Below are 21,413 nucleotides of genomic sequence, written 5' to 3'. Positions count from 1 at the left end.
GCCCGCAGGTGGGCCGGACGGCACCGGAACCGGTGTGGCCGGATCCTGACGGCGCCGGCCCGCGCGCGGGCGAACCGGACGACGTCTGGGCCGCTCAGATCTTGACGCCCCCGGCCCGCAGGTACGCGACCGGGTCGACGTCGGACCCGAAGCCGGGCCCCGTCCGTACCTCGAAGTGCAGGTGCGGCCCCGTGCTGTTCCCCGTGGACCCCGACCGGCCGATGCGCTGGCCCGCACCGACGGACTGCCCGTCCCTGACGGAGATCGCCGAGAGGTGGGCGTACTGGGTGTAGCGGCCGTCGGCGTGCCGGATGACGACCTGGTAGCCGAAGGAGCCGCTCCACCCGGCGCTGACGACCTCGCCCGCGCCGACCGCCTTCACGGAGGTCCCGGTGGGGACGGGGAAGTCGACGCCGGTGTGGTAGCCCTTCGACCAGGAGGACCCGGTGGCGTGGTAGCGCGTGCCGGTGTCGGCGTTGACGGGGGCGACGAGAGAACCGCCCCGCTCGCTCGTGACCGTCTTCGGCTTGGTCGCCTTGGGCTTGGCCTGCGGTTTGGTATGAGGCTTGGCCTTGGCCGGAGCCTTCGCCTGGGCGGCCTTCTTCCCGTCCAGGCTCAGCCGCTGCCCCGGCAGGATCAGATCGGGGTCGGCGCCGACGGTCTTCCGGTTCGCGGCGTACAGCCCCCGCCACCCGCCCCGGACGTCCCGCTCGTCGGCGATCCCGGAGAGCGTGTCGCCGTGCACGACGGTGTACATCTCGGTGCGCCCGGCACGGGACTGCGGGGTCGCCTGGGCTCTGACGTCCGGCGCCTTGGCCTTCTTGGCGGCCTTCTGCTGAACCGCCTTCTCGGGGGCAGCCTTCTTCTGCGCGACCGGCTCGATGTCGGGCGCGTTCCCGCCCCGCGTCAGCCCCGCCCGCACCGAGCACACCGGCCACGCGCCGGGCCCCTGGCCGTCGAGGACCTTCTCGGCCACCGCGATCTGCTGGTCCTTGGTGGCCAGATCCGCGCGCCCCGCGTACCGCAGACCCCCGTACGCCTCCCAGGTGGACCGGGTGAACTGGAGGCCGCCGTAGTAGCCGTTGCCGGTATTGATGCTCCAGTTGTTCGTGGACTCGCAGGCCGCGACCTTGTTCCAGGTGTGGACATCGGCGGCGTGCGCGGTGCCGGCGCCTATGAGGGGCAGCGCCATACCGGCGCCACCTGCGGTGACGGTGAGCGAGGCGCGGTTGATCCGGGTCGGCTGGTATCGGCGGTGCCGGCCGCGTACGGCCATGGTGAACCCCCTGTACAGGCGTCAGGAGGGCAAAAAGTAAGCGGGGCGAACCGGCCAGGGCAAGACCGCGAATCAGCCGCTCTTTTACCCCGATCGGTTCGACTCATGTCACCGCGTTTCAGCCGAAGACGCCCTGCCCCGGCACGAGGACACCCCGGGGGTCGTACGTGTGTTTCGCCGCCGCGAGCTGCGGCCAGACCGCGCCGAAGTGCGTCCGCCAGTCCTGCGGCCGAAACGGGATGGACCCCACCGGGTACTGCGTCCCGCCGGCCGCCGCGGTCCGCTCGTACGCAGCGCGGTTGGCGGCGAGGAGCCGGTCGACGGTGGCCGTGTCGGCGGGCGGGGTCGCCGCGAGGATCGCGAACAGGTACGGAACCGGGTCGTCCGGCATGGGCAGCAGCGGGGTGTGCAGGCGGGCCCGGTCGAGGGGGTAGAGCAGGATCAGCCCGGCGCCGACGTCGGCGGCGGTGACCCCGGCGAGGATCTCCCGGGTCACCTCGGCGGTCCGCTCGCCCGGGATCAGCAGGTTCAGCCAGGGGTGCGCGTACGCCCAGATCCCGGACTTCTTCAGCTCCTCGGCCACCGGCCCGACCCGGTTGACGAAGTCGAAGTACGTCGGCGTGGTCCGCTGCACGCCCGCCGGGTCGTACGACAGACCTGCGAGCAGCGTCGGCTCGGGGACCTCGGCGTCGTAGGCGACCGCCTCCAGGACGTACGACGTGAAGGCGCCGTTCTTGTCGGCGGTGACCTGGCCCTCGACGTAGTCGAAGCGGCGCTCCCGCGTGAGGGTGCGCTGGTCGGTGAGGAAGGTGTCGAGGTCGGTGTACGGGAGGAGGTAGTGGCGGACGGTCGCGGCGGTGGGCGCCGGGACCAGGCGCAGGGTCGCGGCGACGATGACCGCGCACTGGCCGAGGCCCGCGAGGACGGCGTGGAAGAGGTCGGCGCGGCGGGTCGGGGAGCAGTGCACGCGTTCGCCCGCGCCGGTGACGACGTCGAGGGCGAGGACGTTGTCGACCTGGGCGCCGTGCCGGTGGGTCTGGCCGCCGATGCCGCCGACCGAGAGGGTGCCGCCGACGGACAGCTCGATATAGTCGGTGAACACCGGTGGCGTGAGGCCGTGTCGGAGAGTCGCGCGCAGGACGTCGCTCCACACGGCGCCCGCGCCGACGGTCACCCTGCCGTTCCCCGGCGTGCCGATGTGGTTCAGCGGGCTCGTCTCGATGATCACGCCGTCCGGCACCTGGGCCTGGCCGAAGGTGCCGTGACCCTGGCCGCGCGGGGCGACGTCGATGGCGTGGGTGTTGCAGAAGCGGATCATCGTGACGACGTCGTCGACCGAGCCGGGGCGCAGGACGGCGGCCGGGGTGCGGTGCACGATGTGGCCGTAGTCGTCGGCCGCCGCCGCGAGGGACGCGGGGTCGGTGAGCAGGGTGCCGTCCAGGGGCGGGACCGCCGCGAAGGCGCTGTCGGCCGTCGCGGCCCAGCTGCGGGTGACGGGGTCGAACGCGACCACGGCCGTACCGGCGGCCAGGCCCTGGAGCAGAGTGCGTCGGGAGGGTGTGGGGGTCATGTGCCTCGCCTCGTCCGGTCTTTCGGCCCATGGTGGGGGCGGCCTGAAAGGGCATCAAGTCGTCGGAGACTCATGGTAGGGCGATCTTGATCACCGGGTACTTGTGGTTTCAAACACACTGTGCGGCGGCTGCCGCGAGACCCGGCCGGGGGCTGGAGAACACCGGTACCGGCGTCCGGGCGAGGCCCTGCGCCGGGGTCATCGACGCCTGCGCCAGCACGATCGCGTCGGCGCCGGTCACCGCGTCCACCGCGTCGGCGACCGCACGGGCGTACCCCTCCGCGTCCCCGGCCTCGAACAGCTCCCAGACGCCCTCGACCAGGACCGTCCGCACGGTGACCGGACGGCCGCCCGCCTCCTCGGTGACCAGGGCGGCGGTCGGTGCGAGCGTGCTGGCGACCGTCCCGAGGACGACGATCCGCTCCCCGGCGGCGACCGCCTCGGCGGCCATCGGGCGGTCCACCCTGATGACGGGTACGGCGAGTCCCTCGCCCTGTTCCTCCGCGACCCCGCCGATCGACGAGCACGTGCACAGCACCGCGTCCACGCCCTCCGCGACGGCCCGCTCCAACGCCTCCCGCACGGCGGGCGCGACCGCTTCCGGGCCCTCCACGCGGGCCCTGGCGAGGAGGGTCTCGTCCACGTGGTGGCGCAGGGCCAGGGCCGGGTGGTGTTCGTCGCGCAGGGCGTCGAAGACGGGGATGTGGGCGGGGGAGGTGTGCAGGAGGGCCAGGCGCATGGGGGTGACCTTAGGGCCTTGACGCCGGGTGGTGGCCGGCTGGCGACCCCGACAATCGCGCGGTCAGTGTCCGAAAGTCAGCGTCCCCGCCGCCGTCGCCACCCCCTCCTGTACGACCTTGAAGCCCCAACTCCCCTCCCCCGGCGTGCACTCGAAGCTCGCCGCGGGTGTCCACTCCGTGAAGCCGGTCGCCCTCAGGTCCGCGCCGAGGAGCCTGGCCCCGCGCCCGAGGGCGAGGCAGGCGGCCTGGCGCGCCGACTCCAGCAGGACCATGCCGGGGACGTGGTCGCTGGGGTGGTCGAAGAAGAGGGGGTGGCCGAGGTCGGCGGGGTCGACGCGCACGGTGCCGTCCGGCGCCCGGCGGACCATCACCCCGCCCTCGCCGGCCACCCCGACCTCGGCGGGTCCGGGGCGCTCCCCGGCGAGGCCGAGCGGCGGGCGCTGGGCGCGGCCGGTGCGCAGGGCGGTGTACTGGTGCGGGGTCAGGGTGCGCAGGCGGCCCTCCGCGTGGCCGAAGGGGACACCGGCGCAGGAGAACGCGACCTTCATCGCCAGCGACAACGGGCCCGGGCGGGACGGGACTTGGCGTACGTCCGACAGTTCCGCCTCGCACAGGACGTCGCTCGCGCCGTACGCCGTGCGGGGTTCGGCGGCGGGGTCCAGGGTGAAGCCGACGGTTCTGATGAGGAGGCGGGTGTCCGGGGGGCTGCCCAGGAACACGCGGGGGATCAGCAGGCCCATCTGACGGATCGTCTCCACCACGAACACCGGGTCGTGGCGGCCCTCGGGGTCGGGGCGGAACGTGGAGTGGCGCAGCGGCCACTGCGCGGCGATCAGGAAGCGGGTGTCCGAGACTCTGAGCGCGTCCGTGAGCAGGACCTCCGCGACCGAGCGGCGGTGGACCAGGTGGCGGGGGACCGTGCGGTCCCAGGCCGGGGTCTGCGGGGCGGCGGACAAGTCGGGCTGAATGACAAGAGTTTCAGACATAAAATCATGAAAACAATGTTTCGCCGTGTCGCTTCTGACATTTTCCCGCCGTGCCTATAGATCACCTGAAAGGCGGATGAGCCACCCCACGACCCGGAGGCGGAGATGCAGGAACGCGCGGAAACGACCAGGAAGGCCATTCTCGTCGCGGCTGCGAAGCTCTTCGAGGAGTACGGATACGCGGGCACCAGCATTTCCGACGTGGCGCGGGTCAGCGGGTACACGAGCGGGGCGCTCTACTTCCACTTCGGCAGCAAGGAGGAACTCGCGCGCAGCGTCGTCGAGGCGCACTTCGCGCACTGGCCGCCGGTCGTCGCCAGGTGCCTGCGGCGGGGCGGCAGCGCGCTGGAGCGGCTCGTCCTGCTGAGCTTCGAGGTCGCCCGGGAGTTCCGTGACGACCACGTCGTCCGGGCCGGGAACCGGCTCTGGAACGAACGGCACGCGATCTCCGCTGAGTTGCCGGTGCCGTTCATGGGCTGGATCTCGACGGTCGCCGGCGTCCTCACGGAGTCCCGCACCGCCGGCGAGCTCTCCCCCACCGTCGACATCCCCCGCGCCGCCCGCACCGTCATCGCTGCGTTCTTCGGCACGCACACGGTCTCCGACGCGCTCTCGCGCCGCGAGGACGTGGAGGAGGCGGTGACGGACATGTGGCGCCTCCTGCTCCCGGCCCTTCAGTCCCACGCCGATACGGAGGGGTGCCTGGGCCGGGCACGGGAGTTGGGGGTTCTTTCGGTGGGGGTGGGGTGAGGGGGACGTCCTCAGGACTCTGTGCGCGTCGGCGTCTTCCCCTCCTTCTGGCCCGGCACGAACCCCTGGCGGCGGCGTTTCGGCGGGAGTACCTGTACCTCGTACTCGGCGCTCGAAGTGGTGGGTGCGGCGTGGGAGTTGGGGGTGCGGGCCACCCGACGGGACGTCGAGCGCAGGGAGTCGGTGCGGCGTAGGCACAAAGCCGCGTGGACCGCCGGTAGTTGGGGGTTCGCGAGGGACGCCAGCATCGCGTGCATCAGGCGGCCCGCGTGGAGTTCGTAGCCCGCCGCCGAGGGGTGGAAGCCGTCGGGCGCGATCAGCCGGGAGCGGTGCGTACGGAAGTCGTCGTCGCGGAAGGAGACGATCCGCGCGCCGGCCTTCAGCGCGTGGCGCGCCTGGAGCCGGCCCAGCTTCCGGCACCGCAGGGACAGCAGCCGGCCGAGGAACCCGGGGATCGCGCCCCCGCACCCGGCGTCGGGACTCACCGCCGCCACCACGGCCGCCCCCTCCCCCACGAGCCGCCGCACATGCCGCCCGAGCGCCCGCGCGGCCCGCCCCAACGGCACCGGCAGCAGGCTGTCGTTGGCGCCCGTGAGCACGACCACGAGATCCGGCCGCACGGTCACCGCCTGCTCGACCTTCCCCGCGAGCGACGACGTCGTGGCCCCGAACCGCCCGTACACCCACACCCGTACGGCCCGCCCCGTCTCCTCGGCGAGCCACTGCCCCAGCACGGCCCCCGGCGCCTGCCGCGCCTCCCCCACCCCGATCCCGAGCGCGGTGGAGTCCCCGACGACCACGAGCCGGATCTCATCACCGACCGCCCCCGGGGAAACCCCCGCTCCGGCCCCACCGAAAACCACGGCGACCGCCACCCCCACCGACCTCACCACCCCGACCTCCCCCGAACTCAGACGCGACCTCACCCCCGTACCCGCGCCCCCGGCTGAACCCCCACCCGAAGAAGCCCTCACCCCCACCGAACCCCTCACCCTCTCCCCCCAACCCCCCGGCACATAAACCCCGTTGCCCCGATGCACCCCCCGCGGATCCAGATGCCGCAGTGAGCGCAGGAACACCCGCGCATACCAGACCGTCAGCCAACGTGCAGGGCGGGACCAGCGCATCAAAGACCTTCCGCGGCGGTTAGGAGAGGACCGTTTCGAGGACGTCGGAGTCGGAGAGGAGGTGGACGTCGGGGCCGTGGCCGCCGGCGGTGCGGGCGAGGCCCTGGACCATGCGGCGGGCGCGGATGTTGTCGGTGGCGACGTAGGCGACGATCGTGCGGACCCGCATGAAGTGGGCGAGCCCGTACAGGCGCCGGGAGAGGACGCCGCCGAGCCCGTGGGACTGCCAGGTGTCCTCGACGAGGACGGCCAACTCGGCGACGTCGGGGTGGCGTTCGTAGAGGAGATGCCCCACGGCGACGACCCGCTCGGGCAGCCCGAAGGGTGTCGCGAGGAGCGTGCACCCGGCGAGGGGCCCGCTCATCCGCTCCCACGCGGGACGCGTGAGCTGCGGTGTCCCGGTGTGGTAGCGCCGCGCCCGGGTCGCGACGGAACAGCGGGCGTGCAGCGCGCGGACGGCGTCGTAGTCGCCGGTGTCCCCGGTGCGGACGGACACGGTCACAACAGCGCCCCGGCGGGTGTGCTCAGCAGCGCGTCGACCGCATCGAGATGCCGGAGCGCGTCCGCGGAGAGGCCCGGCAGCTCGGACAGCCGCCAGTGACCGAGGAGCGGCCGGACCACCCGGTCGAGGTGGACGCCGAGGCCGTACCCGTCGGACAGCTCGGGCGCGAGCAGTTCGGCGCAGATCGCGGCGACCGTGCGGGAGGGGTCGATCAGCAGGGCGTCGTCGAGAAGACAACGGTGGAAGCGCGCGTGGAGTTCCTTGTCCCCGGCGATCCGCGCGAGCAGCGCACCGCAGCAGTCGGGTACGCCGGTGACGGCCCGGTAGCGGACGGCGGCGGCCTCCTCCTGGACGGTGAGCCGCGCGAGCGTGCGGGCGAGGTCGCGCACCGGCTCCCCGCGCACCGCGCACAGCGTCCGCAGCCGGGCCCGCTCCAGTTCGGCCGGGTCGGCGGCGCGGGTGGTGAGGAGGTAGTCGCGCAGGGCGGTCCCGTGGCGCTGCTGCTCGGCGGTCCAGCGGTGCAGCCACTGCGCCCAGGCGCCCCGCCGGCCGTAGACGGCGGCGAGAGCGGCGTGCCGGCGCGGCAGGTCCTCCTCCTCGGCGAGGAGGGACGTGAGCGCGGTGCGGGCGGGTTCGGGCAGCCGGGACTGTCCGGGGTGCCAGGGGGAGCTGTCGAAGTCCCAGGCGAGGGACCAGGGCACGAGGTCGTGCGGCATCCAGTCCCGGGCGGCCGTCAGGTGGTCGTCGAGGCGGTGGGCGACGCGGGGTTCGAGTTCCGCGCGCAGATCGATCGGCATGGCGATGTCCCGGTTCGAATTACGGAGGGCGGGGTGGACGGACCGTGTTTTTCGTCCGTACCGAAGGAAGACGTCCCATAATGGTCCTTATCGTTCCCGCGTCGCAGGTTGCCATGACCAGGGGGCCGCCGACGGCCCGTTTCCGCTGGACGGAGTGTTCCCCGTCGCATGTTTCACCCGGAAGGGGCGAAATGCGGACCATGCGTTCTTGCGTCACGTCGGATCATTTTCCGTGGGTTTTATCGGCTCGTTTCCGGAAGGATTTTCGGAAATGGGTGAGGAGGTTCCGAGATGCCGACCACATCCCTTGCGGACCGCGCGTGCCACGTCGACGCCCTGCGCGAGAAGGAGTTCCCGTACCTGGACGCGGAGGACCACGCCTACCTGGACTACACGGGCGCGGCCCTGCCCCCGCTCTCCCTGGTCCGGGGCGGCGCGGCCCGGCTCGCCTCGGGCGTGTACGGCAACCCGCACACGGCGAGCCCCGCCTCGCTCGCCTCGACCCGGCTGGTGGAGGAGGCCCGCCGGGCGGCGCTGTCGTTCTGCCGGGCGTCCCCGGAGGACTACGTCGCCGTCTTCACGCCGAACGCGACGGCGGCCCTGCGGCTGGTCGCCGAGGCGTACCCGTTCGGCCCCGACGCGCCGCTCGCGTTCCTCGGGGACGACCACAACTCGGTGCTGGGGATGCGCCGGTACGCCGTACGCGCGGGCGCGCCGGTGCGGGTCGTGCCGCTGGGGCCCGGGTTCCGTACGCGGACCGAGGCGGTGACGGTGTGTCTGGACGCGGGCGGGCGGGGGCTGTTCGCGTTCCCGGCGCAGTCGAACGCGACGGGCGTACGGCATCCGCTGGAGTGGGCCGGTGAGGCTCGGCGCCGGGGGTGGCGGGTGGCGCTGGACGCCGCCGCGTACCTGCCGACCGGGCCGCTCGACCTGACGGCCGTCCCCGCCGACTTCGTCGCGCTGTCCTGGTACAAGATCACCGGTTTCCCGACCGGCGTGGGCTGCCTGATCGCCCGCCGCGACGCCCTCGCGGGCCTTGACCGGCCCTGGTTCGCGGGCGGCACCGTCCGCGCCTCCTCCTCCCACACCGACTGGCACCTCCCCGCGCCCGCGCCGGAGGGCTTCGAGGACGGCACCCTCCCGTTCCTCGCGCTGCCCGACGTGACGGCGGCGGTCGCCTGGCACCGGGCGATCGGGTACGACGCCGTCCACCGCCACGTCACCCGGCTCACCGTCCGGCTCCTGGACGGGCTGACGGCTCTGCGCCACCCCGGCGGCGAACCGGCGGTCCGCGTCCTCGGCCCCCTCGCCGCCCGGGACCGGGGTCCCACGGTCACCTTCAACCTCCTGCGCCCGGACGGCTCCCCCGTCGACGAACGCGCCCTCCAGCGGGCCGCCGCCGAGGCCCGGATCAGCCTGCGCACGGGCTGCTTCTGCAACCCCGGCGTCGCGGAGGAGGCCAACGGGATGACGCCGGAGGTGGTGCGGGAGGCGCTGGTGCGGGGGACTCCGTCGGATGTCGACGCGTATCTGCGCCAACTCGCCGTCCAGGCACAGGGGGCGGTGCGGGCGTCGATGGGGGTGGCGACGAACTCACGGGACGTGGACCGGTTGTTGGAGGTGTGCGCGGAGGTTTTGGCGCGGGGGGCGGAGGGGGTGTTCGGGCCCCGGGTGGGGTGTTGAAACGTACACCCCACCCAGCGCCGTACGACCGGCCCCAACTCCCCTACACCACCGCCTCCTTCACCCCCGCCTTCTCCTCCCGTCCCGCGAACTGGGTCCGGTACAGCTCCGCGTACCGTCCCTCCGCCGCCAACAGCCCTTCGTGCGTGCCCCGTTCGATGATCCGCCCGGCCTCCAGGACCAGGATCACGTCGGCCGAGCGGACCGTGGAGAGGCGGTGGGCGATGACCAGGGCCGTGCGGTCGGCCAACGCCTCGGTGAGCGCCTCCTGGACCGCCGCCTCGGACGTGTTGTCCAGGTGGGCCGTCGCCTCGTCGAGGATGACGACGCGCTGGCGGGCGAGGAGGAGACGGGCGATGGTCATGCGCTGGCGTTCGCCGCCGGAGAGGCGGTAGCCGCGTTCGCCGACGACCGTGTCGAGTTCGTCGGGGAGTTCGCGGACGAGCGTGTCGAGGCGGGCCCGGCGCAGGGCGTCCCACAGGTCGGCCTCGGTCGCGTCGGGCGCCGCGAGGAGCAGGTTCGCGCGGACCGTGTCGTGGAAGAGGTGGCCGTCCTGCGTGACCATGCCGACGGTCTCGCGCAGGGAGCGCGCGGTGACGTCACGGACGTCGACGCCGCCGACCCGTACGGCACCGGAGTCGACGTCGTACAGGCGCGGCAGGAGCTGCGCGATGGTGGACTTCCCGGCGCCGGAGGAGCCGACGAGGGCGACGGTCTGGCCGGGTTCCGCGCGGAACGTCAGCCCGTGCAGGACCTCCGTACCGCCCCGCGTGTCGAGCGCCGCGACCTCCTCCAGGGAGGCGAGGGAGACGCGGTCGGCGGCGGGGTAGCCGAAGCGGACGTCGTCGAACTCCACGGAGACCGGCCCCGAGGGGAGTTCACCGGCGTCGGGCTTCTCCGCGATCAGCGGCTTCAGGTCCAGGATCTCGAAGACGCGCTCGAAGCTCACCAGCGCGCTCATCACCTCGACGCGCGCCCCCGCGAGCGACGTGAGCGGCGCGTACAGGCGGGTGAGGAGCAGCGCGAGGGAGACGACGGCGCCCGGCTCCAGGGTGCCGCCGAGGGCGAGCCGCCCGCCGAGGCCGTACACGAGCGCGAGGGCCAGCGCGGAGACCAGGGTCAGGGCGGTGATGAAGACGGACTGGGCGGTCGCCGTACGGACCCCGATGTCGCGGACGCGGGACGCGCGGTCGGCGAACTGGGCGGACTCCTCCTCGGGGCGGCCGAAGAGCTTGACGAGGGTCGCGCCGGGGGCGGAGAACCGCTCGGTCATCCGGGTGCCCATCGCGGCGTTGAGGGTCGCGGCCTCGCGCTGCATGCCGGCCATCCGCGCGCCCATGCGCCGCGCGGGGATCACGAACACCGGCAGCAGGGCCAGCGCGAGGAGCGTGACCTGCCAGGACAGGGTGAGCATCACGGCGAGCGTGAGGAGCAGGGTGACGATATTGCTGACGACGCCGGAGAGGGTGTTGCTGAAGGCGCGCTGGGCGCCGATCACGTCGTTGTTGAGCCGGGAGACCAGCGCTCCCGTACGGGTCCGGGTGAAGAACGCGACCGGCATGCGCTGCACATGGTCGAACACGGCCGTGCGCAGATCCAGGATGAGCCCCTCCCCGAGCGTCGCCGAGAGCCGCCGGCCCAGGATGCCGAGGGCCGCTTCGAGGATCGCGATCCCGGCGATGAACAGCGCGAGACGGACGACGACGGAGGGCCGGCCGTGCGACACGATCGTGTCGACGACGCGTCCGGCGAGCACGGGTCCGGCGACCGCGAGGAGCGCGGTCACCATCCCGAGCACGACGAAGAGCGCGATCCTCTTGCGGTGCGGTCGGGCGAACGCGCCGATGCGGCGCAGGGTGGAGCGGTCGAAAGGTCTGCCGTCCCCGGTGCGGGCGGTCATGGCGCTCTGCATCTGCGCCCAGGCGGTGGTCTCCATGCTCATGGGACGACCGTAGGACCTCGACCAATCTTGAGGTCAAGGGTGCGGGCGTTCGTCATGCGCTGTCCTCGCGTCCGCAACCCCCCGTTGTGCCCGGGTGGAGAACCTCTACCGACGTGACCGTCCCCATCGCACCCCGGCGCCTTCCCCTGCGCCCGCTCCTCTGTCTGGTCCCCGTCGTCCTCGTCGCCGTCGTCGCGGTCCGCCACCGCGGTGTCCTCGCCGAGGGGTTCGGGCACCTCCACGACGCCGAGTGGCCCTGGCTGCTCGCCGCCGCCGGGGCGACCTGTCTGACCTGGGTCGCCTCCGCCGTCACCCGGCAGGGCGCGGTGTCGCAGCGCCTGCCCCGGCTGCGGCTGCTGGCCACCCAGTTCGCGGCGGGCGCCGCCAACCACCTGCTGCCGACCGGCCTCGGCGCGGGCGCGGTCAATCTGCGGTTCATGACCGTGTGCGGGGTGCCGCTGGCCCGCTCCTCGGCGGCCCTCGCGCTGTATCTCCTCGCGGAGAGCGTCGCGCGGATCGGTCTGCTGGCCGCGCTGCTGCTCGCCTTCCCCGACGCGCTGCGGCTGGGCGCGCTGCTGCCCGACACGGACGCCGGTCCGCTCCTCGCGGCCGTCGCCGGGGGCGCGGTCGTCGTCGCCGTCGCACTGTCTTTCGTACGGTTGTCTTTCGTACGGCGGCTGCGCGCGTCCGTCGTGACGTTCCTGCGGGCCGCGCTCGCGGAGGCGCGGTCCGTGCACACGTGTCCCGGGCGGGCGCTGGCGCTGTGGGGCGGGTCGCTGGCCTTCCCGCTGCTCCAGGCGGCCGGACTCGTCGCGGTGGGGCGGGCGTTGGAGCTGCCGGTGCCGGCTCTGCACATGGCGCTCGCGTATCTCGCGGCGACCGTCGCGGTGGCGCTCGTGCCGACGCCGGGCGGGATCGGGTCGGTGGAGGCGGCGCTGGTGATCGCGCTGGTGGCGGCGGGCGGGCCGCTGGCGCTGACGACGGCTGTGGTGCTGACGTACCGGGTGATCACGGTGTGGGTGCCGTTGGTGCCGGGGGCGGTGACGTTGGGGGCACTGGTGCGGTTCAAGGTCATATAAGCGGTGCGCCCGCCTCCGGGTGAGACGGGCGCACCTTCTCAGAGTCTCGGCAAGGTGTCGTCGAGGGTGCCGTACTCCTCGTACAGGTCCTCGACGGCCCGGACCATGGACTCCACGCCGGGTTCGCGGACGATGACGAGGCTCGGGACCTGGAAATAGGCGCCCGCGAGACTCTCGCCGGTGTCCCGCCAGCGATCCATGATCCGGCGGATCCGGTCCGGGGTCATGATCGTGGCGAACCACTTCTCGCCGCCGGGTCCGGTGACCAGCGTGTCGCCGTCGTCGAGGGTCGTGGGATCCGCGGGTTCACCGACCGTGAACCGGAAGGTGAGCTGGGGTCTGCGGACCGTCCAGAACGGTTCGTCGACCTCAATTTCCATAGATCTCCTTCAGCCGCGCGATGACCTTGTCCTCGTACTTCTTGTCGGACTTGCCGACGATCTCGATCGTGTCACCCAGCTTCCGGTAGAAGAGCCGCGCGCCGTCCCTGGTGCGTGCGTAGCTGATGCCGTTGGAGAGTCCGCCGTTGCTGATGCCGGGGTTGAGGTTCCCCTCCATCAGCTTGCGGAACAGGGCGTTCAGGTCGGCCTGGACCTTCTCGTTCTTGGTCGACAGCTCGGCCAGGTTGGTGAGCCTCTTGTCCTTGCCGATCGCCGACTTCATGCAGAACTTCGCGGGAGCCGCCGCGGCGAGCGACGACCTGGAGGCGGCCGGCGCGAATCCCACCGTCGCGTCCGCGAGGCTCAGCAGGCACTGCGCGACCGTCTGCCCCTTCTTCAGCGTCTCCAGCAGTTTCCGCAGCCGGTCGAGGGTGTGCTTCGCCTGTACGACGTCGTCGAGGAACTTCGCGATCCCGCTGCTGACCTTGACGATCGCCTTGCTGAGCTGAGGGATCTTGCCGACGGCGAAGACCAGGCCGAGGCCGTTGACGATGGTCCACAGGCAGCTCTCGACGTCGCCGGAGCCCAGGCAGCGCTTGAGGTCCTTCTCGCCGATGAACTCCAGGAGGATGTCCGCGCCGTTCTGCTTGACCCAGTCGATGACGTCCAGGGACGCCAGCGCCTTCGCGGCGCGGTAGTCGTCCACGCAGGACTGGCCGCACTCCTTGAGCAGCAGAGCTTCGTCGCTCGCGTTCAGCCCGGGGCCCGAGTCGGGGGTGCCGGTCGCGGTGGAGGCGCGGTCCGCCTCGATCCGCTTGCGGTACTCCTCCTCGGCCGCGTCGGCTGCGGTGTCGGCGTCCTTGGCGGAGCCCTGCGCGTCCTTGGCGGCGGCCTCGGCGCCGGTGGCGTCGCTCTCGGCCTCGGTCGCGGTGGCCCGCGCGCTCGCCGCGTCGTTCTCGGCGGCCTGCGCTGCGGAGCGGGCGCCGGCCGCGTCGCGCTCGGCCTCGGTGGCCTCGCCGTCGGCGGCGTTCGCCTCGGAGCGCGCGGTGTACGCGGCGGACTGGGCGGCGGACGCGTCGGCGCCCGCCTGAGCGTCGTACGCCTGGGCGTTCGCGTCGGCCTTCTTGGCGGCCTCGGCGGACTTCGCGGCGGCTGCGGCGGAGGCCCGTGCGGCGGTGACGGCGGCGGCTGCGCGGGCCGCGTCGGCCGCTGCTGCCGACGCTGCCGTGGCCGCGGCCTTGGCGTCGGCGGCGGCCTTGTCGGCGAGGGCCTTGGCGGTGGCGGCGGCCTTCGCGGCGTCGTCGGACTTGGCCTTCGCTGCGGCGGCCTGCTGCTCGGCGAGCGTGAGCGCGGTCTGGCCGATCAGGACGGCGTACGCGGCGGAGGAGTCGACCTCCTTGTACGCGGTGCCGATGTTGATGGCCTCGTTGGCCGGCTTGATCACCTCGGCCGCCGAGTCGCGGGCGGCGGTGGCGTGCTCGGCGGCGGCGTACGCGTACCCGGCGGTGACGGCCGCCCAGGACGCGGTCTTGTTCGCCTCGTCGCGTGCGGCGGTCGCCTGGGTGCGGGCGGTGACGGCGGCTGCGGCGGCCTTCTTGGCCTCCGCCTCCGCGTTCTCGGCGTTCTTCTGCGCGGCCTTGGACGCCTCGATCGCCGTAGCGGCGGCGGCGTGCGCGGTGACGGCTGCCGCGTGCGTGGTCTGCGCCGCCGCCTGCGCGGTCTGCGCGGCGGACTCCGAGCGGTACGCGGCGGCGTCGGCCCGCACGGACGCGGCGCGGGCGGCGACGGCCGCCGTGGTCGCCGTGGCGGCCTCCTGCTGGGCGCTCGCGGCGGCGGTGGTCGCCGTGTTCGCTGCGGACCGCGCCTCGGTAGCGGCGGCCCGCGTCTCCTGCGCGGCGGCCGTCCCCTCGGCGGCAGCGGCTGCGGCTTCGAGCGCGGCGGCCCGGGACAGCGCGGCCTGCTTGTCGCGCTGGGCGTCCTGGGCGCGGGTCTTCGCCGCGTACGCCCGCTGCTGTGCCTCGATCGCGGTCGCGTACCCGGCCGCGGCGGTGGCGCCCGAGGAGTCGGCGGCGGAGCGGGCCGTGGCCGCTGTCGCCGCGTCCTGCTGGGCGCGGGTCTCGGCGGCCTGCGCCTTGCCGCGCTCGCGGGTCGCGTTGGCGTGCTCGGCCTTGGCGGTCGCGGAAGCGGCCTCGGCCGTCGCGCGGGCCGCCTTCGCGGTCGCCGCCCCCGACTGCGCCGTCTTCTCGGCGGCCTCGGCGGTGGTCTGCGCGGCCTTGGCCTTCGCCGCGTTGGCGGCGGCCTCCTTGGCCTGCGCGTCGGCCGCGTCGGCGGCTGCCTTCGCCTGAGCCGCTGCCTCCTCGGCGGCGGCCCGCCGGAACTCGGTGTTGATGGCGTGCGCCTGCGTCTGGGACAGCGCGAGCTGCGCCTTGCTGTCGGCGGCGGTCGCCTTCGCGGCGTTCAGCGCGGTGAGCGTGGCTTTCGCGGCGGCCTGGGTCGCGGCGTACGACGCCTTGACGACCTGCGCGGACTGCTGGGCGTAGAGCAGGCCCCGGCCGCGCGGCGTCTTCGCGGTGTCGGCGATGGCGTACGCGCTGGTCTGGGCGGCGGCTGCCTTGTCGGCGGCGGTCTTCGCGGCCGTGACGGCGGCGTTGGCCAGCGTGACCTGCGCGGCGGCCTTGTCGCGGGCCTTGGTGAGGTCGGTGCCGGCCTGCGTGAACAGGGCCTTCGCCGGGCGGTTCGGGTCGTTGGCCGGCTTCCCGGCCCAGAACTTCTGCCAGGTCAGGATCTGGTCGGCGAGCCACGCCTGGCCGATCGACTCGATCATCGCGTCGGTGGCCTTCTGCGCCTGCGCGGCGGCCGTCGTCTCGGCGGCCGAGATGTCGGCGCGCGGCTTGGCCTGCCCGGCGTACTCCGCCTCCCACTCGGCGTACGCGCTCGCCGTCACCGGCGCGAGGACGCGGCGCGGGTCGTCGGGGTTCCAGCTGTCGCAGCCGGCCCAGGAGACCTTGAGGGTCTCCACCTCCGTGCGGTACTCCGGCGATCCCTCGGTGGGAGCCTGCGCCGGGAAGCCGCCCTGGCGCAGATAGCGGGCGACGTCGCTGGAGGTGGTGGAGTTGAAGGGGCCCTCGACGTTGCTCGGGTACAGCATGAAGTCGGCGAGCTGGTCGTCGCCCGCCGGGCTCTTGCCCTTCAGCGAGGCGGCGAGTCTGCGGGCCGCGTCCAGGGAGGCGGCGCTCGGCGCGCTGCGGCCGTCCTGGCCGAACGTGTCGTACAGCGCTTCCTGGGTGTCGAGCGTGAAGGCCCGGATGCCCGCGTCGAACTCCGGTGCGTGCAGCGACATCCCGGTGGAGCCGGTCGCGCTCATCGCGTACGGCCGGTTCAGGGCTTCCCAGCCCTTCTTGCGGGTGTCGGCGCCCTGGACGTAGGCGACCGCGCTCGCCCGGTCGGCGCGCAGGGCGTCGTCCAGGGGGCTCGGGTAGAGGTTGTCCTTGCGGAACAGGGCGGCGGCCAGGTCGGCGTCGGTGCCGCCCAGGGCCTTCGACGCGGCGGCCTTGACGGCGGCGCCGCCGATGTGGAGGGCGTGGCCCACCTCGCAGCGGTCGGCGCGCGGGCCCTGGCCGAAGGTGATGCGGGCTCCGGCGCCGTTGTCCGGCAGCGGGTCGGCCGCCTGCGCGGGCAGGGCGTAGGCCAGGCCGGTCAGCAGGGAGACGGCGGTGGTCAGCGCCGTTCCCGCGATGCCTCGTCCTAAGCGTGGGTGTCTGGTCACGTGGCTCCCTCTCAGGTCGTACGTACCAGGAGGAAGCGGGCGCGCGTGACGTCAGGACGGGCCGTCGGGCAGCCGACGGCGGGCATGACAGCGCCACACGGCGCGTGAAGAATCTCTTTGAATCAGGCAGGGCCGTCGCTGTGGTCGCGAGTGGACGGCCGCCCTCTTCCCCCGTTGAACGCGCAGATCCTGACACATCGAAAGGGCTTGCGAAAGGTCTTTCCCGGATACGGCAGGATGGATGATCACGCTCGCCTCGCGGGCGGCTCAGCACATCCCGGAATCGAGCAGGTGACCAGGTGACGACATTTCACATCCGGCCTCTTATGGGCGAGTTGGCGGGAGGTGGCCCGTGCTGACACGTGAACTCACCGTGCACGACGCGGTGTTGGCCGGCATCGCGGTCGGGTCCGGGCTGCTGATCGCGTTCCTGTCGCGGTCGCTGCTGCTGTGGCTCGGCAAGCACGCCAAGCGCACGAAGTGGGGCGGCGACGACGTGATGGTCGCCGCGCTGCGCGGGGTCCTGCCGTGGGCGGCGGTCGCCGGGGGCGTCGCCTCGGGGGCGGCCGTGCTGCCGCTGGCGAAGGTGTGGCACCGGACGTCCAGCCAGGCGTTCACCGTCGTGCTGATCTTCGTGGTGACCGTGTCGGTGGCGCGGGTCGTCGCCGGGTTCATGCAGACGATCACCCAGTCGCGGCCCGGGGTCGCCGGGTCCGCGACGATCTTCGTGAACATCACGCGGGTGCTGATCCTCGCGATCGGGTTCCTCGTGATGCTCCAGTCGCTCGGCATCTCGATAGCGCCGATGCTGACCGCCCTCGGCGTCGGCGGTCTCGCGGTCGCGCTGGCGCTCCAGGACACGCTCGCGAACCTCTTCGCCGGCATCCACATCCTCGCCTCGAAGACCGTCCAGCCCGGCGACTACATCAAGCTGAGCAGCGGCGAGGAGGGGTACGTCGAGGACATCAACTGGCGTCAGACGACCGTCCGCGCGCTCTCCAACAACCTCATCGTCATCCCCAACGGGCAGCTCGCCAAGGCCAACATGACCAACTTCATGCGGCCCGAGCAGCAGCTGACGATCCTCGTGCAGGTGGGGGTGGCGTACGACAGCGACCTCGACCAGGTCGAGAAGGTCACCATGGACGTCATCTCCGAGGTGATGACGGAGATCACCGGGGCGATACCGGACCACGAGCCCGCGGTCCGGTTCCACACCTTCGGGGACAACCGCATCGGGTTCACGGTGATCCTCGGGGTCGGGGAGTTCAGCGACCAGTACCGGATCAAGCACGAGTTCATCAAGCGGCTGCACAAGAGGTACCGGGCGGAGGGGATCAGGATTCCGGCGCCGGCGCGGAACGTGTCGTTGCAGCAGGGGTCGCTGGTGATACCGCAGCAGCGGGAGGCGGCTTCCTAGGAAACGTCCTCGCCGGAGGGGGTCGGCGCCGGCGGCGTGCGGACCCCTGTCGAGCCCGCCCGCGTCACGAGATATCTTGATGTCGAGCAATGTTGCAGACGTGGAGCGGAGCACCCGGTGACTGACTCGACCATCATCTACACCCACACTGACGAGGCCCCGGCCCTGGCGACGTATTCGTTCCTGCCGGTGGTCGAGGCGTACGCCGGCCAGGCGGGCGTCTCCGTGGAGACCCGGGACATCTCGCTGGCCGGGCGCATCATCGCCGTGTTCCCGGAGCACCTCACCGAGGACCAGCGCATCCCGGACGCCCTCGCCGAGCTGGGCGAGCTGGCCAAGACGCCGGCCGCGAACATCATCAAGCTGCCGAACGTCTCGGCGTCCGTCCCGCAGCTGAAGGCCGCGATCGCCGAGCTCCAGGGCCAGGGCTACGCGCTGCCGGACTACCCGGACGACCCGAAGACCGACGAGGAGCGGGAGATCCAGGCCCGCTACGACAAGATCAAGGGTTCCGCCGTGAACCCGGTGCTGCGCGAGGGCAACTCCGACCGCCGCGCCCCCGCGTCGGTGAAGAACTACGCGAAGACCCACCCGCACCGCATGGGCGCCTGGACCTCCGAGTCCAAGACGAACGTGGCGACGATGGGTGAGAACGACTTCCGCTCCACCGAGAAGTCGGCCGTGATCTCCGAGGCGGGCGCGCTGCGCATCGAGCTGGCCGCGGCCGACGGTACGACGACCGTGCTGCGCGAGTCCGTACCGGTCCTCGCGGGCGAGGTCGTCGACGCGTCCGTGCTGCACGTGGCCGCGCTGCGCGAGTTCCTCACCGCGCAGATCGCCCGCGCGAAGGCGGAGGACGTCCTGTTCTCCGTGCATCTCAAGGCGACGATGATGAAGGTCTCCGACCCGATCGTCTTCGGCCACGTGGTCCGCGCGTTCTTCCCGAAGACGTTCGCCCAGTACGGCGCCACGCTGGCCGCCGCCGGTCTGACCCCGAACGACGGTCTCGGCGGCATCCTCAAGGGTCTCGACGCGCTCGCCGACGGTGCCGCGATCAAGGCCTCCTTCGACGCCGAGCTCGCCGAGGGCCCCGCGCTCGCGATGGTCGACTCCGACAAGGGCATCACCAACCTGCACGTGCCGTCCGACGTCATCGTCGACGCCTCGATGCCGGCCATGATTCGCACGTCCGGCCACATGTGGGGCCCGGACGGCCAGGAGGCCGACACCCTCGCGGTCCTGCCGGACTCGTCGTACGCGGGTGTCTACCAGGCCGTCATCGAGGACTGCCGCGCGCACGGCGCCTACGACCCGTCGACCATGGGCTCCGTCCCGAACGTCGGCCTCATGGCGCAGAAGGCCGAGGAGTACGGCTCCCACGACAAGACCTTCGAGATCAAGGCCGCCGGCACGGTCCGCCTGGTCGACCAGGCCGGGAACGTCGTGCTGGAGCAGGAGGTCGCCGAGGGCGACATCTTCCGCGCCTGCCAGACCAAGGACGCGCCGATCCGTGACTGGGTGAAGCTCGCCGTCACGCGTGCGCGGGCCACCGGTGCCCCGGCCGTGTTCTGGCTGGACGAGGACCGCGGCCACGACGCCGTGATCATCGAGAAGGTCAAGGCGTACCTCTCGGAGCACGACACCGAGGGCCTGGACATCCGCATCCTCGCGCCGGTCGACGCCACCAAGTTCTCCATCGAGCGCATCCGCCGGGGCGAGGACACCATCTCCGTCACCGGCAACGTGCTGCGCGACTACCTGACCGACCTCTTCCCCATCCTGGAGCTGGGCACCAGCGCCAAGATGCTGTCGGTCGTCCCGCTGATGGCGGGCGGCGGCCTCTTCGAGACGGGTGCCGGCGGCTCCGCGCCGAAGCACGTGCAGCAGCTCGTCAAGGAGAACTACCTGCGCTGGGACTCCCTCGGTGAGTTCTTCGCGCTGGTGCCGTCCCTGGAGCAGTACGCCGAGGTCACGAGCAACCCGAAGGCCAAGGTCCTCGCCGACACCCTCGACCGCGCCACGGCGACCTTCCTCAACGAGGACAAGTCCCCGACCCGGCGCGTCGGCGGCATCGACAACCGCGGCAGCCACTTCTACCTGTCCCTGTACTGGGCGCAGGAGCTGGCCGCGCAGACCGAGGACGCGGACCTCGCGAAGGCGTTCGCGTCCTTCGCGGAGACCCTCGCGGCGAACGAGGAGAAGATCGTCGGCGAGCTGAACGCCGTGCAGGGTTCGGCGGCGGACATCGGCGGCTACTACCAGCCCGACCCGGCGAAGGCGGCGGCGGTCATGCGGCCGTCGGCGACGTGGAACGCGGCGCTGGCTGCGCTCTGAGGTTGTCGGTGAGCCGCTGCTGAGTGGCTGAGACATGGGTCCGCCCCGGCCGGGAGGTTTCCGGCCGGGGCGGAGCTGTGCGCGGGGCACGGGAGACGGGCCGGGCTGTCGGCCTTGCGCGCGGCGGCTTGTCCGGACTCCCCCCACGGTCCCTCCTGTGTCGCTCGATATGGCACCTTGATCCGATGGTGCACCACGCCACTGACAACGCCCCGGGAGAAGCCGTGACCAGCGCAGTACCGTCCTCCTTCGCGTACCTTCCCGGGGCGGAGAGGTCGTCCGTGATCCTGCATGTGCCGCACTCGGCGCGGGAGATCCCGGTGGGGGTGCGGGAGGGGATCGTGCTGGGGGATGCCGCGCTGGAGCGGGAGTTGGACCACATCGTGGACGCGCATACCGATCAGATCGCCGGGCGCGCGGCCGAGGGGGCGGTCGTACGGCCCTGGCGGTTCGTCAACCTGCTGTCGCGGCTGGTCGTGGACCCGGAGCGGTTCCCGGACGAGCGGGAGGAGATGCGGGCGGTGGGGATGGGGGCCGTCTACACCCGGACGACTCACCGGGAAGTACTACGGGACGACACCGTCGACCCGGAGCCTCTCGTCCAGCGCTACTTCCATCCGTACGCGCGCGCGATGACCGACGCCGTCACCGAGCGGCTGAAGGCGACGGGGCGGACGGTGGTGATCGACGTGCACTCGTACCCCAGCGAGCCCCTGCCGTACGAGCTGCACGCGGCCGGCGAGCGCCCCGCCGTGTGCCTGGGCACCGACCCCTTCCACACACCCCCGGCGCTCCTCGCCGCCGCGCGGGACGCGTTCGCGGGGTTCGAGGTGGGGCTGGACAGCCCGTTCAGCGGGACGTACGTACCCCTGGAGTACTACGGGGTGGACGCCCGGGTGACGGCGCTGATGATCGAGGTCCGCCGGGACGTCTACATGACGGAGCCCGGCGGCGAGGCCGGTCCCGGTCTGGACGGCGTCGCGGCGGCGCTGGCCGCTCTCGTGGACGCCGTCTCACGCTGACGCAGCACTCCCGCGCGACACACCGCCCTCCCCCGGTGA

Annotated in this window: 16 protein-coding genes; 6 read left to right on the top strand and 10 right to left on the bottom strand. The window is 72.5% G+C overall.

What is annotated here, in order from left to right:
• Positions 1-94: 94 nt before the first annotated feature.
• The 4 genes from J8M50_RS42100 to J8M50_RS42085 all read right to left on the bottom strand — a co-directional run bounded on the left by J8M50_RS42100 (position 95) and on the right by J8M50_RS42085 (position 4,572).
• The gene (locus J8M50_RS42100) at positions 95-1,276 is read right to left on the bottom strand and encodes a transglycosylase family protein (RefSeq protein ID WP_010353514.1); all 1,182 of its coding nucleotides are present in this window, start codon (positions 1,274-1,276) and stop codon (positions 95-97) included.
• Positions 1,277-1,394: 118 nt separating this feature from the next.
• Positions 1,395-2,846, bottom strand: coding sequence for an FAD-binding protein (locus tag J8M50_RS42095; RefSeq protein WP_010353515.1), 1,452 nt, complete (start codon positions 2,844-2,846; stop codon positions 1,395-1,397).
• 109 nt (positions 2,847-2,955) lie between these two features.
• A complete protein-coding gene (locus tag J8M50_RS42090) occupies positions 2,956-3,585 on the bottom strand; it encodes an aspartate/glutamate racemase family protein (protein WP_010353516.1) in 630 nt (209 codons plus the stop codon).
• Between the two features lie 63 nt (positions 3,586-3,648).
• Positions 3,649-4,572: a ScbA/BarX family gamma-butyrolactone biosynthesis protein gene (locus tag J8M50_RS42085; protein ID WP_029183824.1), complete on the bottom strand. Its 924-nt coding sequence runs from the start codon at positions 4,570-4,572 to the stop codon at positions 3,649-3,651.
• A gap of 105 nt (positions 4,573-4,677) precedes the next feature.
• Here J8M50_RS42085 and J8M50_RS42080 point away from each other — a divergent pair, with 105 nt between their 5' ends.
• Positions 4,678-5,322 carry a ScbR family autoregulator-binding transcription factor gene (locus J8M50_RS42080; protein WP_010353518.1) on the top strand — a complete coding sequence of 215 codons (645 nt, stop codon included), beginning with the start codon at positions 4,678-4,680 and terminating at the stop codon, positions 5,320-5,322.
• An 11-nt stretch (positions 5,323-5,333) separates the two neighbouring features.
• Here J8M50_RS42080 and J8M50_RS42075 read toward each other — a convergent pair whose 3' ends face one another.
• The 3 genes from J8M50_RS42075 to J8M50_RS42065 all read right to left on the bottom strand — a co-directional run bounded on the left by J8M50_RS42075 (position 5,334) and on the right by J8M50_RS42065 (position 7,748).
• On the bottom strand, positions 5,334-6,248 hold the full coding sequence (locus J8M50_RS42075) for an SGNH/GDSL hydrolase family protein (protein ID WP_086013994.1): 915 nt from the start codon (positions 6,246-6,248) through the stop codon (positions 5,334-5,336).
• A 220-nt stretch (positions 6,249-6,468) separates the two neighbouring features.
• On the bottom strand, positions 6,469-6,945 hold the full coding sequence (locus tag J8M50_RS42070) for a GNAT family N-acetyltransferase (protein ID WP_141655581.1): 477 nt from the start codon (positions 6,943-6,945) through the stop codon (positions 6,469-6,471).
• 2 nt (positions 6,946-6,947) lie between these two features.
• The gene (locus J8M50_RS42065; protein ID WP_010353521.1) at positions 6,948-7,748 is read right to left on the bottom strand and encodes an acyl-ACP desaturase; all 801 of its coding nucleotides are present in this window, start codon (positions 7,746-7,748) and stop codon (positions 6,948-6,950) included.
• A 291-nt stretch (positions 7,749-8,039) separates the two neighbouring features.
• On the opposite strand from J8M50_RS42065, the gene J8M50_RS42060 reads away from it, so the two are divergent.
• Positions 8,040-9,431, top strand: a complete 1,392-nt coding sequence (locus tag J8M50_RS42060; protein WP_010353522.1) for an aminotransferase class V-fold PLP-dependent enzyme — start codon at positions 8,040-8,042, stop codon at positions 9,429-9,431.
• 43 nt (positions 9,432-9,474) lie between these two features.
• On the opposite strand, the gene J8M50_RS42055 is transcribed toward J8M50_RS42060, so the two are convergent.
• A complete protein-coding gene (locus J8M50_RS42055) occupies positions 9,475-11,367 on the bottom strand; it encodes an ABC transporter ATP-binding protein (protein ID WP_029183825.1) in 1,893 nt (630 codons plus the stop codon).
• A gap of 119 nt (positions 11,368-11,486) precedes the next feature.
• On the opposite strand from J8M50_RS42055, the gene J8M50_RS42050 reads away from it, so the two are divergent.
• Positions 11,487-12,452 (top strand): lysylphosphatidylglycerol synthase transmembrane domain-containing protein, encoded by a 966-nt coding sequence (locus J8M50_RS42050; RefSeq protein ID WP_010353524.1) that lies wholly within the window; start codon positions 11,487-11,489, stop codon positions 12,450-12,452.
• Positions 12,453-12,490: 38 nt separating this feature from the next.
• Here J8M50_RS42050 and J8M50_RS42045 read toward each other — a convergent pair whose 3' ends face one another.
• Both J8M50_RS42045 and J8M50_RS42040 read right to left on the bottom strand, forming a co-directional pair.
• Positions 12,491-12,832: a hypothetical protein gene (locus J8M50_RS42045; protein ID WP_010353525.1), complete on the bottom strand. Its 342-nt coding sequence runs from the start codon at positions 12,830-12,832 to the stop codon at positions 12,491-12,493.
• Positions 12,822-16,598, bottom strand: coding sequence for a hypothetical protein (locus tag J8M50_RS42040; RefSeq protein ID WP_223786421.1), 3,777 nt, complete (start codon positions 16,596-16,598; stop codon positions 12,822-12,824). The genes J8M50_RS42045 and J8M50_RS42040 overlap by 11 nt, the downstream gene beginning before the upstream one ends.
• A gap of 355 nt (positions 16,599-16,953) precedes the next feature.
• Here J8M50_RS42040 and J8M50_RS42035 point away from each other — a divergent pair, with 355 nt between their 5' ends.
• From J8M50_RS42035 to J8M50_RS42025, 3 genes are all read left to right on the top strand, one after another.
• Entirely contained in the window at positions 16,954-18,018 is a 1,065-nt protein-coding gene (locus tag J8M50_RS42035) for a mechanosensitive ion channel family protein (RefSeq protein WP_029184743.1), read from the top strand.
• A gap of 117 nt (positions 18,019-18,135) precedes the next feature.
• Complete coding sequence (locus J8M50_RS42030) at positions 18,136-20,352, top strand: NADP-dependent isocitrate dehydrogenase (RefSeq protein WP_010360965.1); 2,217 nt, start codon at positions 18,136-18,138, stop codon at positions 20,350-20,352.
• A gap of 185 nt (positions 20,353-20,537) precedes the next feature.
• Positions 20,538-21,374: an N-formylglutamate amidohydrolase gene (locus J8M50_RS42025; protein WP_100216962.1), complete on the top strand. Its 837-nt coding sequence runs from the start codon at positions 20,538-20,540 to the stop codon at positions 21,372-21,374.
• Positions 21,375-21,413: the final 39 nt, after the last annotated feature.

It is taken from the genome of Streptomyces acidiscabies, from assembly GCF_020010905.1.
GTDB lineage: Bacteria > Actinomycetota > Actinomycetes > Streptomycetales > Streptomycetaceae > Streptomyces > Streptomyces acidiscabies.
The sequence above is the reverse complement of the archived record's forward strand: the minus strand, read 5'-3'. Positions and strand labels throughout refer to the sequence as shown.

Coding starts and splice junctions, on each gene's coding strand:
- J8M50_RS42100 (WP_010353514.1), bottom strand. CDS start 1,276: ATGGCCGTACGCGGCCGGCACCGCCGATACCAGCCGACCCGGATCAAC.
- J8M50_RS42095 (WP_010353515.1), bottom strand. CDS start 2,846: ATGACCCCCACACCCTCCCGACGCACTCTGCTCCAGGGCCTGGCCGCC.
- J8M50_RS42090 (WP_010353516.1), bottom strand. CDS start 3,585: ATGCGCCTGGCCCTCCTGCACACCTCCCCCGCCCACATCCCCGTCTTC.
- J8M50_RS42085 (WP_029183824.1), bottom strand. CDS start 4,572: ATGTCTGAAACTCTTGTCATTCAGCCCGACTTGTCCGCCGCCCCGCAG.
- J8M50_RS42080 (WP_010353518.1), top strand. CDS start 4,678: ATGCAGGAACGCGCGGAAACGACCAGGAAGGCCATTCTCGTCGCGGCT.
- J8M50_RS42065 (WP_010353521.1), bottom strand. CDS start 7,748: ATGCCGATCGATCTGCGCGCGGAACTCGAACCCCGCGTCGCCCACCGC.
- J8M50_RS42060 (WP_010353522.1), top strand. CDS start 8,040: ATGCCGACCACATCCCTTGCGGACCGCGCGTGCCACGTCGACGCCCTG.
- J8M50_RS42055 (WP_029183825.1), bottom strand. CDS start 11,367: ATGGAGACCACCGCCTGGGCGCAGATGCAGAGCGCCATGACCGCCCGC.
- J8M50_RS42045 (WP_010353525.1), bottom strand. CDS start 12,832: ATGGAAATTGAGGTCGACGAACCGTTCTGGACGGTCCGCAGACCCCAG.
- J8M50_RS42025 (WP_100216962.1), top strand. CDS start 20,538: ATGGTGCACCACGCCACTGACAACGCCCCGGGAGAAGCCGTGACCAGC.